This window comes from Deinococcus puniceus (assembly GCF_001644565.1).
Lineage (GTDB): Bacteria > Deinococcota > Deinococci > Deinococcales > Deinococcaceae > Deinococcus > Deinococcus puniceus.
Genome location: NZ_CP011387.1, coordinates 1,161,856 through 1,174,294, shown reverse-complemented (window position 1 = coordinate 1,174,294; position 12,439 = coordinate 1,161,856). Strand labels below are relative to the sequence as shown.

Here is a 12,439-nt window from a genome sequence, read left to right as displayed (position 1 = left end):
AGAGGGGCGGCGTGGGAGTCGCCCCTTTTTGCCGTCCTGATGACCCTGTGCATCTGCGCTGTCTGTGCCATTATCCAGTCTTGTGACGGCCCTTTCCGCAGACCTCCTCCGCCGCGAGGGCGTACAGATTAAGCGCAGGTACGCCAACGTGTTTTTGCTGACCAGCCCGCAGGGGCGCTTGATGGTAGATACTGGGGCGCTGCCTTATGCCCCAGATTTTGCCCGTCTGCTGCGTCGATTTCAGCCGGACGCGGTGCTGGTGACCCATGCCCATGTCGACCATGCAGGCGGGGCATTCGTGGCGGCGCGGTTGGGCTTTCCCCTGCTGGCGCACCCGCTGGAACACGCCCAACTGACGGGACAGCGCCACGAGTTGCCCTACCCCGCCGGAATGCCGGGGATGGGGGCCGTCATTTCGCGGCTGCATCCCAAGGTGCCTGCCGCGTCCCTGACTGGTGTGGGGGCAGGCGAACAGGTCGTGGGCTGGGAAGTCGTGGCCCTGCCCGGACATTCACACGGTCAGATCGGACTGCTGAGGAACGGCGTGCTGATCGCTGCCGACGCCGTGTTGTCCGCCCCAGACGGCAAGGGTGGAATGCGGGCTGCCCTGCCCCACGCGCCTTACAACGCCGATCATACACAGGCACTTCAGACGCTCCAGCACATCGCGCAGATGGAGTTACGGGTGATCTTGCCGGGGCACGGCAGGCCGCTGACGCCGGAGCAAGTGCGGCAGAGGGCAGGAAGGGACAGCTAGATTGTAGAGGGTGGATTGTGAAAAAGAGGGTGTGGGAGACTTGGATTCTGTCTCCCACACCCTCTTTCAGGTCGTCTTACTGCTGGGGTGTCCTACTGCCTAGCGCTCAGGCTTATTTCGGCTCGTCGGCCACCTGACCCATCACGCCGGGGGCCACCCAGCTCATGTTGTTCAGCTCCGCGATGGTGCTGACTTTGCCTGCTTTTACGCGTAGTACGCCGTTACGGTCTTTAATCGGGCCAGTGAAGGGGTCAAATTTGCCGCCCTTCTCCATGTCGGCTTTCAGGGCCATCACGCGGTCATACACGCTGACCTGTTTGCCGTTCACGGTCATTTTGGCAGCCTTCAGTTGCGGCACCCACTTGGGATTGATCGCCATGCCGTCCTGTGCGCCGAGTTCCACCGAGCCGCCGCGCAGCAGGTTCCAGTAGTCCACGTTCTGAAGGTTCTTGGTGGTGTAGGTCTTATTGCGCACTTTGGTCAGGAAGTCGATGTAAATGCGCTCCCAGTGAACGAGTTGCCCGCTGACCACGTAATCGGGGGCAAATTTGTACATAGGGCTGTAGTGGCCGAATGAGGGCACCTTGCGGGCGGCGGCAGTCTGCACCACCGTCGCGGTGTCCTCGGTAAAGGCCAGCGCGTCGTTGCCCTCGCTGATCAGGGCTTCGGCGGCTTCGCGGGCCTTGTTCGGGTCGACCCACGCATTGATCCACTTCACGTTCACCACGGCGCGGGGATTGACGGCGCGTGCGCCGAGGGCAAAGGCGCTGATGTGGCGCTTGAGTTCCGGAATGGGGAACGCGGCCACATAGCCCAGCTTGCCCGTTTTGCTCAGGGCGGCGGCCATCATGCCGTTCAGGTAGTAGATCTGGTAGAAGTCGGCCATGTAGGTGGCCATGTTGGGCGCACGCTTGAAGCCGCTGGTGTGGGCAAAAATGACGTTGGGGTACTTCTTGGCCGCTTCCAAGGTCTGATCCATAAAGCCGAAAGACGTGGTGAAGATGACTTGACACTTGTCCTTCACAAGGCGGTCGATGACAGGCGTGGCCTGACCTTCCGGCACACTTTCCACGTACTTGGTTTCCAGCCAAGGCAGCGCCTTCTCGGTCTTTTTGCGGGCTTCGTCGTGCGCGTAGCTCCAGCCGATGTCGCCCACTGGCCCCACGTAAATAAAGCAGGCCTTGAGTTTGGCCGCAGTTTGCGCCTGTGCTGCGGGGCTGGCCGCCGTGCCGAGCAGGACCAACGTCACGGGAACGGTAGCAGCCAGCATGGACAGTTTCAGTACGGGTTTCTTCATGAACATCCTCCGGGGAAGGGGTGCGCGGTGATCTGAGGAAAACGGTGATCCGAGGGAAAACACAGCGGAACGGAGCGGGAAGGCAACCTGACGCAGATTGAACCGAACAATCTTAAATCTGCCTTTATTCTATGCAAATTGTCAGGGGAAGGTCTGACGCCTGACCCCCAGACCTCTGACTCTGGGGAACTTGATGAAGCGGGACTTGCTGCAACGGCTGCCGGGGGCGACTACGGCCCCAAGTCGATGCGGATGGGCTGTGAAGTCGGAGCCGTGACGCTGAGCGTGCCGGGGGCGTACCCATCGGCGGCCACGCGCAGGCGGTAGGTGCCGCGCACAGGCAATTTGATGGGGCCGGGGGCCACGCCCACATCCTGTCCGGGGGTCAGGTTGGCCCCGTCCGGCGCTTCCAACACCGTCAGGCGGGCCGTGACTCCGGCTGCGCCCTGCACGGTAAAACGCACGGTGCAGCAGGGCGCTTCGGCGGCGGGTTGATCGGCACCGGGTTGATTGGCACTGGGTTGATTAACACTGGGCAACGCAAAAAAGGCCCAGACCGCGCCGCCCAGCAGCAGCAGGGCCGCCAGCAGGGGCAGCAGCCAACGCGGGGCGCGGGGACGGGCCGGAGCCGCCTTGCCGGGCGCTCTGACCACGCGCCAAGAATCGTCTTCGGCCCAGCCGATGCGGATCGGTTCGCCCTGAGTTCGGCGGGCGGGCAGGCGGCCCACTTCCTGTGTTCTTTCCACCTGTGTCTTCTGCTCAGGCTCCTCCGACTCTTCTGGCGGCAGGGGCGCACGGCGCATAGACGCGGGCACGCGCTCCACATTCACCGGTGTAGGAAAGCGCGGCCCATTCCCCCCGATCTTTTCACTCTCGGAACCGACTCCGGGCAATTCCGGCAGATCATCAAATTCGATCTGAACCACTGCTGGCTGCGCCGCCTCTCGCTCCCGGCGGGCAGCGGCCTTGCGCTCGGCGGCGGCGCGGCTGTCCTGCATGGCCTGTGCGCGGCGCTCGTCGTTCTGGCGTTTGCGGCGTTCCTGCGGCGTTTCGGCCACTCCGGGCGGTGCGTTGGAATAGGCCGACACGGGCGACACGGCAGGCAGACTCGGCGGCGATTCCGGAGCGGCAAGGGGCCGGATCGCCGTGATGGTCACGCCTTCATCAGAGGCACCGGGACTGGGTCGACTCAGTTCAGATTCACTCAGACCAGGCTGGGTCAGGTCTATCTGGATCACCGGAACGCGCGAGTCTGCCCCAACGGTGTCAGATGGGCTGGGACTAGGCCGACTTGCCTCCGCTTGGGGCTTGGGCTGTTCGGCAGGTTCGGGGGCGCGGTGCGGGTGTGCGTCGTCTACCGCTGGTACATGGGACAGATGCGGAAAAGCCACATCGACCACTGCCCCTTGCGCCTTGCCGCTAGGCGCGTCCAGATCAGCGGCGTTGGGCGCAGGGGCAACGGCAGCGTCGTCCAAGACAATAGGCGTGCCGTCATGGGGCGCGGGGAGATCAACCTGCTGGGCCTCAAGTTGCAGTTGCTCTGCGGGGGCCAGTGCAGGCAACGTCTGGACTGAGGAAGCCGGAGCGGGCGCGGCAGCCTGACCAGAGCGAGCCTGACTGGAATCGGCCTGAGTGGAATTGGTCTGACCAGAGCCATCTGAATCACCGGAAGCCGTCCCCACTTGCAACCGCGCCAATGCCGCCTGCGCCGTGAGGGTGCCGGGAGTGTCCTGCAAAGCCCGCAGCGGTTCGGGGACGCCGCCCAGTTGCGCCAGCGCGTCGGCCAGGGCCTGCAAATCGTCGTCAGGCGATCCCGGCTCCTCTGACCAAGGGAGGCCCGCACCTGCCAAGGCCACGCGCCCGTCCACACTCCAGAGTTGCGAGGCACTGACGCCCCCGTGAACCAAACCCGCGCCGTGCAGGGCTGCCAATCCCGCCAGTGCCCCCCGCGCCGCCAGCAGCGGGTCAGCCGCTAACACCGCGTGCAGCGGGAGTTCCGTAACAAGGTAGGCGTCGTTGCCGTCCATGCCCGCATCGGAGTAGGGCAGCAAGGCCGGGTGGTCGGGCAACTGCGGCACAGGCAGCGCGGGGGGCGTCGGCGAGTGTGGCAACACATGCACCAGCACAGGCATTCCGGTCAGGCGGTCTGTGGCCCGCAGTGTCCGCACTCCGGTGAGGACAGACCCTCCTCTCGCCACGTCACGGCCCGGCAGTTCCCGTGCGGCCACGTACACACCAATCGGCTTCATTGTGGGCAAGTATACGGCGCAGTGGGGTGGAGATCGGGTGGGAACCGAGCCAGAGGGCATCCATAGAGGCTTTAGCGAACACGCTTAGGCGGCGTGCAAAATTATCATGCACGCCGCCTCTTCATTTGAACCCTGTTTTTGCCCTGAAATTACAGTCGCCACACACCAGAACCAATCAAGCACAAGGCATTCAGGCCACGTTCCAGAGTTACCCCTAGCTCAATTTACACTAGCGGTTTTGCACGCCCACTCCCAAATTCTGGGTCACGGCGTCCTGCATTTTCTTCTGGCTGTCCTGTACTTCTACGGCCACCGTTTCGCCGCTTTCCAGATCCATCACGAAATGGTCGCCGTCCAACCGCACCCGCGACAAAATCTGTTCGTCGCCTTGCGGGCGCGTGGTGGCCCGCAGTTCTACGTATTTCCGCATGGGCGTGCGGATCACCTTGGGGGCCAGCACTTCTTCCACCTGAAAAATACCGCCGGAATTGTTCATGGTCACGCTGATCAGCACGGGCATATGGCGGCCCCGCTCGATGACCACCTGATCGACGGCCAGCGCACTGATGGAATGAATATCGACGCTGCCCAGATTGAACGCCTTGCGGCCCCGGCCTTTGGTAATATCGGTGCCGTCGGCCACAGCCACGATGCCGCCTTCTAAGGTCAGCGGAGCCGGATTCAGGTCGTGGGAGTTGATGGCCCCCAGAATAAAAGCCCGAACTTTGGTGCGCTTGAACGGATCGGCGTACAGCGGCCCCATGATGCGGTCAAGGATCGGCAGGGCCAGCGCCACCCCGTGCGCCTCATGGCCCTGCCGGTGAACTTGGTTGCCGATATCGTGCAGCATCGTGCCCAGAATGATGGTCAGAAATACGTCTTCGGCGTCGCCCACCCCCGATTCCATAATGTCGGTCTTCACGCCAGCGTCCAGCAGCAGTTCGGTAATGGCGAGGCTGGCCGCCCCGGTAATAAAGGCGTGCACGCGCCCGTGATCGTTGTAGCCGAGCTTTCTCATGGTGATGTAATTCGCCATGTCCCAGTGCGCCAACGCTTCCGGGTCGCTGCGGAGGGCGTTGTAGGCGGCCAACGCTCTGGGGTACGGCTCCAGATCAAGGCGGATGGCCTGATTCGCTTCCTCGATCAGCTTCACACGGGGCGTGGAATATTCCACCACGCGCCCCGGCTGTTTGCCTTCCACGTCCTGCACCTTGCCGCCCGACACACTCAGGGTAAATTTGGCGTCGCCCGCGTTGGCTTCCGATGCGGATTCGAGTTGATCTGAAGCGTCTTGCACGGGCAATTTGGAATCGTCGTTCATCTGTGTTCTCCCCTGCTGGCGCTTACGCCTTGCCCAGCCACCCCAGTTCACAGCGCGTAGCACACGAGTCGAAATAGAAACGGCCCGGCCTGAACCGGGCGCTCATTTCATCACAACTGGTCTGACAAGAGCTTGAATCCTGATTTATTGAGGCTGAACGTCCTAGAGCTGAAACGGATTGAGACTGACCCTACTCGCCCTGAAAATCTGCCGGACGTTTTGCCAAGAAAGCCGCTGTGCCCTCGCGGAAATCCTTGGTGGCGGTGGTCATGCCGAACAGGTCGGCTTCGATTTCCATGCCGCCCTCCAAAGTGGTGTCCAGCCCGCGCCGCACGGCTTCTTTCACCAAGGACAGGGCAATCGGCGCGTTTTTCAGGATCTGCTCGGCCACTTCGCGGGCCTTCATCAGGGGATCGTCGGCCACGTAGTTCACGAGGCCCATCATCAGGGCTTCTTCGGCCTTGACCTGACGGGCGGTGAGCATCATGTCCAGTGCGCGGCCCATGCCGATCAGGCGTGACAGGCGCTGCGTGCCGCCAAAGCCGGGAATCAGACCCAGCGACACTTCGGGCAGGCCAAGGCGGGCCAAGGGAGACGCCACCCGAATATCGCAGGCCAGCGCCAATTCCAGCCCGCCGCCCAACGCGAAGCCGTTGATGGCCGCGATGACCGGAATGGGCAGGCTGCTGATCTGGTGCATCACATCTTGGCCCGACAGGGACAGTTCGCGGCCCGCGTACACGCCGTCTATGCTGGAAAACTCGGCGATGTCGGCCCCGGCCACGAACGCCCGGTCTCCGCTGCCCGTGATGATCAGTGCGCCGATTTCAGCGTTTTCGATCATCAGGTCGAGGGCCTGCGAAATCTCGCTGAGGGTGTCGCCGTTCAGGGCGTTCAAGGCTTTGGGCCGCGCAATCGTCAGCACGGCGATGGGGCCATGCTGGTCAAGCTGCACGTTTTGGAAGTCGTATTCGTCGATCATCGTCATGCTGCCTATCCTGACACGGGCGAGCGGCGTTTGGGGGCGGTCTGAGGGCCGAGGGTTCAAGGGTCTGAAAGCATGTTGATGAGGGGCCGCCATTTTTTCGGAGTCACGTGCAGAACAGCATTAGCGTTGCTCACTCCCCTCCCTGCGGTCTGTACCAATCGGGGCGAGCGCGACTGGTGTCGTCTTCCTGTACATGGGGTTGGTGATCTTCCCCGCCAGTTTCCCCGCCCCACCTCCTCAAATTTCATCAAGGCTCAGATTTCATCAAGGCCGACTCAGCGCCTGCCCACTCACCGGGACTAGCCTGCACGCATGACCCAGCGCGACGACGATTCCACCAACGACCAGAATGCCCAGACCGACGACATGACCAGAGAAGCCCGCCAATCCGCCGAGACTCGCGGCGAACTGGTGGATGAAGGCACGACGGGCGAACTCCTGCAAGACAAGATGGCCGTAGAAAGCATCCTGCGGGCCGATGTGGACGACGACAGCCGCAATGCCAACGATCAGCCCGGCTTCGACGATGGACGCCTCGGCGGAAGCGACTTTGAAGACCGTCAGGGCACGCCCAACAACGACGGCGACAGCGATCTGGGCGGCGACGCAGAGGGCGGCCTCGGCACCAGCCGAAGCGGAGGCGTAGACGGCGGCCCGGTGCGGAGCAACCCATTGCCCGGCACCGACAAGTAAAATTCGTCTGAAGCTTACCCTACAGCAGTTGTCATAATAATGACCGAGCGAAGCGAGTGAATTTGACCGAGCAGGACGGAGAATAGAGCCACCGAAAGTCTCTTTTTTCGGTGGCGTAATTCGGAGAACTGTCTTAAGAGACCTGATGGTCAGAGCAGGCTCATGACCAACTCAGCATTGCTTACGGTCAAGTGCCGCCGGAACGGTCAAGATGGGAGGCGATGAACGATTCCGGCGCTCCACCTCTTTCGCCGGAACAGGACTCGACTGCCATGTTTACGGCGTCCGAAGTCTCGGCCCGCACGGGGGTGTTGGCCGTCACGCTGCGGCAGTGGGAGCGGCGCTACGGCTTTCCGTCGCCCGCCCGCAGCGAAAGTGGCTACCGCCTGTATTCGCCTTACGATCTGGCCCGCATAGAAGTGATGCAGGCCTTTTTGCGCGACGGCGTACCCGCAGGCCGCGCCGCCGAACTGACGGTACGCGGGTTTTTGCCGGGAGAGGGCCAACCCACCGACAACCCCTCTACGTCGCCTGCCGAACGCGAACGGGCGGGCGAGGCGTGGTCGGGGGCGCTGCTGCGTGCCCTGATGACCCCCGACATGGCCGGGGCCAGCCGCATTCTGGCCGAGGCGCAACTGCACTTGTCTGTAGAAGACGTGCTGCTGGGCGTGATGGCCCCCGCCTTGGTGAATGTGGGCGAACTGTGGGCACGCGGCGAAATCACGATTGCCCACGAGCATCACGCCAGCGCCTTCCTGCGTTCCCGTATTACGGCGCTGCTGGATTCGGAGGCAGAAAGCAGCACTGGCCCGCTGCTGGTGGCCGCCTGCGCTCCCGGCGAGCAGCACGAACTGGGCCTGATGATGCTGGTGCTGGTACTGCGCCGCCGGGGGGTGCGGGTCACGTATCTGGGGGCCAATACGCCGCTGGGCGATCTCGCTATTTTTGCGCGGCAGGTGGGAGCGCACGGCGTGCTGCTGGCCATGAACGGCGACTGGGCACTGGACGCCACACGGGGCCAGTGGCCTGACCTGAACGATCTGGACTTGCCCCTGTTTCTGGGCGGCGGCTTGCTCAATGCCCGCCCCGAACTGGCACAGACGCTGGGCGGCATCTATGCTGGGCCAGATGCAGCTCAGGCCACGCAGATCATTTTGGCGCGGCTCTCGGGCACAGGTTCCAAGGCGGGCGCAGTCTCCGAGGCGAGCAGAGTCTCCGGGTCAGCCACGCCCCCGGCCAAACAGGCGGCTGCACCACACATCCAGACCAACACGACGGAGGAACAAGCATGAGGGTACTGGTGACAGGCGCGACAGGATTTGTAGGTAAAGCAGTGGTGCGGGAGTTGCAAGACCGGGGCCACGAGGTGTTCGCGGGCAGCCGCAGTGGAGCGGCGGGCGGCGGGGGCGCGGTGGGCATCACGCTGGACGTGACCGATCCCGGCAGCGTGTTGCGGGCCGTAGGGCAGGCCAACCCCGACGCTGTCATTCATCTGGTGGGCATCATCACGCAGCAGGGCACGCAGACGTTTGAACGGGTGCATGTGGAAGGCACGCGCAACGTGTTGGCCGCCCTGCCACGCGGCGCACGCTACGTCCATATGAGTGCCCTGGGCGCACGCGAAGACAGCACCAGCCGCTACAGCACCTCCAAAGCGCGGGCCGAGGCATTGGTCAGGGCCAGCGGCGCGGCGTTCACCATTTTTCAGCCCAGCCTGATTTTTGGCGTCGGAGACGACTTCTTTGGCCGTGTCTTGCGCGAACTCGTCAGCACCGCGCCCATCGTGCCGCAAATTGGCAACGGGCAATTCCCCTTCCGCCCGGTCAGTGTGCAGGACGTGTCGCGGGCCTTCGTGGGGGCGCTGGAACTACCCGCCAGCGTGGGCCAAACCTACGCCCTCACCGGCCCCGACGAATTCACCTTCCGTGCCCTACTGGAGCTGGAGCTTGCGGCGCTGGGCAAAAAGAAACCCATCGTGGCCGTGCCCTTGGCCCTGATGAATCTGGCCGTGCCTGCCATGCAGATTCTGCCCAAGCCGCCCATTACCGCCGACCAGTACGCCATGCTGAAAGAAGGCAACACCGCGCCCAACGAACCCGCCCGCAGCACGTTTGGCCTGCCCATGCTGAAGCTGCCCGACTACCTGCCCGACATCGTGCGGCAGGCGGTGGGCAAGTCGTCCAGTGGGGCGGAGGAAGGCGTCAAAGGGTCTAGGGTCTAGTCTAAGGGGCAAGGGTCTAAGAAAAGAGTCCCAAGCAGCTAGAGCCGTCGCTTTTGCCACTTCTGTGCAAAAGCGACGGCTTTTAGAGCGGGCTGGAGAGCAATTCCGCCGCGCCCCCGCCCCACCACCTTAGACCCTCGACTCTTAGACCCTTAGACGGCCCCACCCATCAAATCCTCTTCGGCAACTCCTGCAAAAAGTGGAGCGGCACAGTCGTCTCCCCCTGTTTGAAGGCCGCCAAGAAGCCGTTGACCGTGCCGCCCGCCCGCTCCGTCAGCCGCGCCAACGCTTGAGCAGTGCCGCCACTGGCGATCACGTCCTGCACAATCGTGACGCGCTTGCCCTTCAGGCGTGCGGCGTGCGGGCCGTCCAGCCACAGCGTTTCCGACACGCCCATGGTCATGCTCGGAACATCTACGATCAGTGGGTCTTGCATATAGGTGCGGCGCTTTTTACGTACCACCACATACGGAATGCCGCTGCGGTCACTCAGCTCGTGTACCAGTGGCAGGGCGTTGGTGACCACCGACAGCAGCATGTCTGTTCCGGCGGGAATCAGCGCCACCATTTCGGCGGCCACCGCGTTGGTAAATTCCGGGTCGCCAATAAATTCTACGAGTGGCACGCGCCCGGTGCTTCCCACGCGCACGGTAGGCAGGTCACGGGAAACGGCCCCGACAGTTACGTTTAGTTGTTCCACCCGCACAGGGTAGCGCGGCGGGAGCGGGGCAGCGTCAGATGTTGAGTCGGCAGGTCAGGTGAAGAGTGGCAGATGCCCCAGCGCCGTCACTTCGGGGCGCTCCTGCCCCTCGGTGAACACGGCGATCACGGCGGCCACCTCGCCGCCCACTTCCTGAATAATCTGCGAGATGGAGTGCAGCGTACCGCCGCTGCTGACCACATCGTCTACGATGGCAACTTTGCGGCCCCGGATTTTTTCCACGTCGAAGCCGTCCAGCACCAGCGTTTGCGGCTTGCCTGTGGTGATGCTGACCACTTCGCGTACCACTGGGTCAACCATGTACGGCTTCTGGGTTTTGCGAATCACGATGTACGGCTTGCCCGACTCGCGGCTGATCACGTGCGCCAGCGACAGCGCCTTGACTTCCGGCGTGACCAGAATATCCACGTCTGCGGGAATCAGTGCGGCTAGCGCTCTCCCTGCCGCCTCGGTGACTTCGGTGTCGCCAAGCATATTGAACAGCGCCACGCTGACGCCGGGCGCGACTTCGACGATAGGCAACTCCCGCGAAACGGTGCCGACCTGAACATGATGGGTTTTCACAGGGCAGAGTGTACAGGGCGGGAAGGTGAGGACGCGAAAGAGTCGTCTCTTCGGGTAGCCCGGAACTGGATCAGTCCTGATCGCTGGCCACTGAATCTGGCCGTATAGGGCTGATGCAAAAACGAATGAGCGCCGAAGAGTTGGCTTTCCTCAGACCCTTAGACCGCTTGCCGCGCTCCAGCCAAAAAAAGAGAACCCCTTTCGAGGTTCCCAATTTGTGGAGAGATTTAGGCTTAGAAGAAGAACTTCAGGCCGGTCTTGATGGTGCCGCCGAAGCCACGATCTGTAGCGGCGGTGCCAGCGAGGCCCGTGCCTGCGCCCTTGTTGCTGAGGTAGTAGCGGCCATCGGCTTCGACGAAGGCGGTGATGCTGTCGGTGACGCGGAAGTCCACACCGGCCAGAGCGTTGGCGTAGATGTCGCTGGCGCTCGCGTTGGCGTTTGCACGGGTGCGGCTGCTGGTGAGGCCCAAGCCTGCGCCGACGTAAGGCGTGATGTTGCTGCCGTTGTTCAGGCTGTAGGTGGCATTGATGTCGGCGTTGAAGCCGTTCTTGCCGGGGACGTACTCGGCGGCGAGGCGCACACCGACGGGGCCGATCACGTTGTTGGCACCGACCATCGCACCACCGGAAAGGCAGAAGTTGACGGCGCGGCCACTGGAGTTCAGGAGGTAGCAGGGGTCATTGCCCTGGGTGTTCTGAGCGCCGACGCTGACGCCAGCGTACAGGTTGGTGCTGCGAACGGCGTCCACGACGGTATCGGTGTTGCCGATGACCACAGTGGTGGGGGGCGTCGCTGGGGTGGTAGTACTGGGCGTGGTGGTCACGGTGCCGGTGGTGCTGCCCGTCGTGGTGGCGCGTGCTTCGAGGGCAGCGATACGGGCGGCCAGAGCGGCGGTGTCGGCGGCGGCTCCAGCGGGGCCAGCAGGGCCGGTTGCGCCAGCAGGGCCAGCGGGGCCAGCAGGAATGTTACGGATGGCAGCTTCCAGCGCGTCGATGCGGGCAGTCAGCGCGGTGGTGTCTGCGCCAGCAGCGTTGGCGGCGGGCGTACCCAGCGCGTCGATGCGGCCTTCCAGCGCCGTGATGCGGGCCTGCTGTTCGGTGGTCAACGCTTCCAGATCGGTTACGCGGGTGCTGATGGCGGCCAGCTCGGTGCTGACTTCCTGCATGCCAGCCGTAATGGTGGCGAGGTCGGTGGCGCTCAGGCTGGAGTTGCTGAGCTGGCCGCTTTGCAGCAGGCGGTAGAACACGAGTGCGGCTTGGTAACGGGTCAGGCTCTCGTTGCCACGGAAGGTGCCGTCGGGGAAGCCCTGAATCAGGCCGCGCTGCACGATCAGGTCAACGGCGTCTTTGGCCCAGTGGCCTGCGGGGACATCGGTAAACTGCACGACCTGTGCAGGAGCAGCGGTGGTCGCGGGGGTGGCGGTTGCAGGGGCTGCGGGGGTTGCAGGTGCGGCGGTATCGGTCTGGGCGCTGGCCATGCCGAGGCCGAGAGCGAGCAGGGAAGACAAAATGAAGGTGTTACGCATGGTGGTTCTCCTTGAATGGGGACTGAGGACGAAGAAAAAAATGGCGCACGGGAACGCGGAGCGCCTCCCTGCCTGTGCATACCGTAGGCAGTCGGCGTGAGT

At 63.4% G+C, this 12,439-nt stretch carries 11 protein-coding genes; 4 read left to right on the top strand and 7 right to left on the bottom strand.

Translation table 11 applies throughout. The features are described from left to right. Positions 1–82: 82 nt before the first annotated feature. The gene (locus tag SU48_RS05340) at positions 83–757 is read left to right on the top strand and encodes an MBL fold metallo-hydrolase (protein ID WP_082869678.1); all 675 of its coding nucleotides are present in this window, start codon (positions 83–85) and stop codon (positions 755–757) included. Positions 758–869: 112 nt separating this feature from the next. On the opposite strand, the gene SU48_RS05335 is transcribed toward SU48_RS05340, so the two are convergent. The 4 genes from SU48_RS05335 to SU48_RS05320 all read right to left on the bottom strand — a co-directional run bounded on the left by SU48_RS05335 (position 870) and on the right by SU48_RS05320 (position 6,612). After that, the gene (locus SU48_RS05335; RefSeq protein ID WP_231881689.1) at positions 870–2,054 is read right to left on the bottom strand and encodes a BMP family ABC transporter substrate-binding protein; all 1,185 of its coding nucleotides are present in this window, start codon (positions 2,052–2,054) and stop codon (positions 870–872) included. A gap of 230 nt (positions 2,055–2,284) precedes the next feature. Next, the gene (locus SU48_RS05330; protein ID WP_064014350.1) at positions 2,285–4,303 is read right to left on the bottom strand and encodes a hypothetical protein; all 2,019 of its coding nucleotides are present in this window, start codon (positions 4,301–4,303) and stop codon (positions 2,285–2,287) included. Between the two features lie 229 nt (positions 4,304–4,532). Further along, on the bottom strand, positions 4,533–5,624 hold the full coding sequence (locus tag SU48_RS05325) for a phosphohydrolase (protein ID WP_082869677.1): 1,092 nt from the start codon (positions 5,622–5,624) through the stop codon (positions 4,533–4,535). A gap of 190 nt (positions 5,625–5,814) precedes the next feature. Continuing rightward, positions 5,815–6,612, bottom strand: a complete 798-nt coding sequence (locus SU48_RS05320; protein ID WP_064014349.1) for an enoyl-CoA hydratase/isomerase family protein — start codon at positions 6,610–6,612, stop codon at positions 5,815–5,817. Positions 6,613–6,924: 312 nt separating this feature from the next. Here SU48_RS05320 and SU48_RS05315 point away from each other — a divergent pair, with 312 nt between their 5' ends. The 3 genes from SU48_RS05315 to SU48_RS05305 all read left to right on the top strand — a co-directional run bounded on the left by SU48_RS05315 (position 6,925) and on the right by SU48_RS05305 (position 9,526). Next, on the top strand, positions 6,925–7,305 hold the full coding sequence (locus SU48_RS05315; protein ID WP_082869676.1) for a hypothetical protein: 381 nt from the start codon (positions 6,925–6,927) through the stop codon (positions 7,303–7,305). Positions 7,306–7,526: 221 nt separating this feature from the next. After that, a complete protein-coding gene (locus SU48_RS05310) occupies positions 7,527–8,597 on the top strand; it encodes a MerR family transcriptional regulator (RefSeq protein WP_064014348.1) in 1,071 nt (356 codons plus the stop codon). Continuing rightward, positions 8,594–9,526, top strand: coding sequence for a complex I NDUFA9 subunit family protein (locus SU48_RS05305; protein ID WP_064014347.1), 933 nt, complete (start codon positions 8,594–8,596; stop codon positions 9,524–9,526). The genes SU48_RS05310 and SU48_RS05305 overlap by 4 nt, the downstream gene beginning before the upstream one ends. Positions 9,527–9,695: 169 nt before the next feature. Here the strand turns inward: SU48_RS05305 and SU48_RS05300 are convergent, their stop codons facing one another. The 3 genes from SU48_RS05300 to SU48_RS05290 form a co-directional block, all read right to left on the bottom strand. Continuing rightward, on the bottom strand, positions 9,696–10,232 hold the full coding sequence (locus tag SU48_RS05300; RefSeq protein ID WP_082869675.1) for a phosphoribosyltransferase family protein: 537 nt from the start codon (positions 10,230–10,232) through the stop codon (positions 9,696–9,698). Between the two features lie 48 nt (positions 10,233–10,280). Continuing rightward, positions 10,281–10,811, bottom strand: a complete 531-nt coding sequence (locus SU48_RS05295) for a phosphoribosyltransferase family protein (RefSeq protein ID WP_064014345.1) — start codon at positions 10,809–10,811, stop codon at positions 10,281–10,283. A 233-nt stretch (positions 10,812–11,044) separates the two neighbouring features. Continuing rightward, positions 11,045–12,337, bottom strand: coding sequence for an S-layer homology domain-containing protein (locus SU48_RS05290; protein ID WP_064014344.1), 1,293 nt, complete (start codon positions 12,335–12,337; stop codon positions 11,045–11,047). Positions 12,338–12,439 lie beyond the last annotated feature (102 nt).

Excerpts from the sequence above, each read along its gene's own strand:
- SU48_RS05335 (WP_231881689.1), bottom strand. The coding sequence starts at position 2,054 with ATGAAGAAACCCGTACTGAAACTGTCCATGCTGGCTGCTACCGTTCCC.
- SU48_RS05330 (WP_064014350.1), bottom strand. The coding sequence starts at position 4,303 with ATGAAGCCGATTGGTGTGTACGTGGCCGCACGGGAACTGCCGGGCCGT.
- SU48_RS05325 (WP_082869677.1), bottom strand. The coding sequence starts at position 5,624 with ATGAACGACGATTCCAAATTGCCCGTGCAAGACGCTTCAGATCAACTC.
- SU48_RS05320 (WP_064014349.1), bottom strand. The coding sequence starts at position 6,612 with ATGACGATGATCGACGAATACGACTTCCAAAACGTGCAGCTTGACCAG.
- SU48_RS05315 (WP_082869676.1), top strand. The coding sequence starts at position 6,925 with ATGACCCAGCGCGACGACGATTCCACCAACGACCAGAATGCCCAGACC.
- SU48_RS05310 (WP_064014348.1), top strand. The coding sequence starts at position 7,527 with ATGAACGATTCCGGCGCTCCACCTCTTTCGCCGGAACAGGACTCGACT.
- SU48_RS05305 (WP_064014347.1), top strand. The coding sequence starts at position 8,594 with ATGAGGGTACTGGTGACAGGCGCGACAGGATTTGTAGGTAAAGCAGTG.
- SU48_RS05290 (WP_064014344.1), bottom strand. The coding sequence starts at position 12,337 with ATGCGTAACACCTTCATTTTGTCTTCCCTGCTCGCTCTCGGCCTCGGC.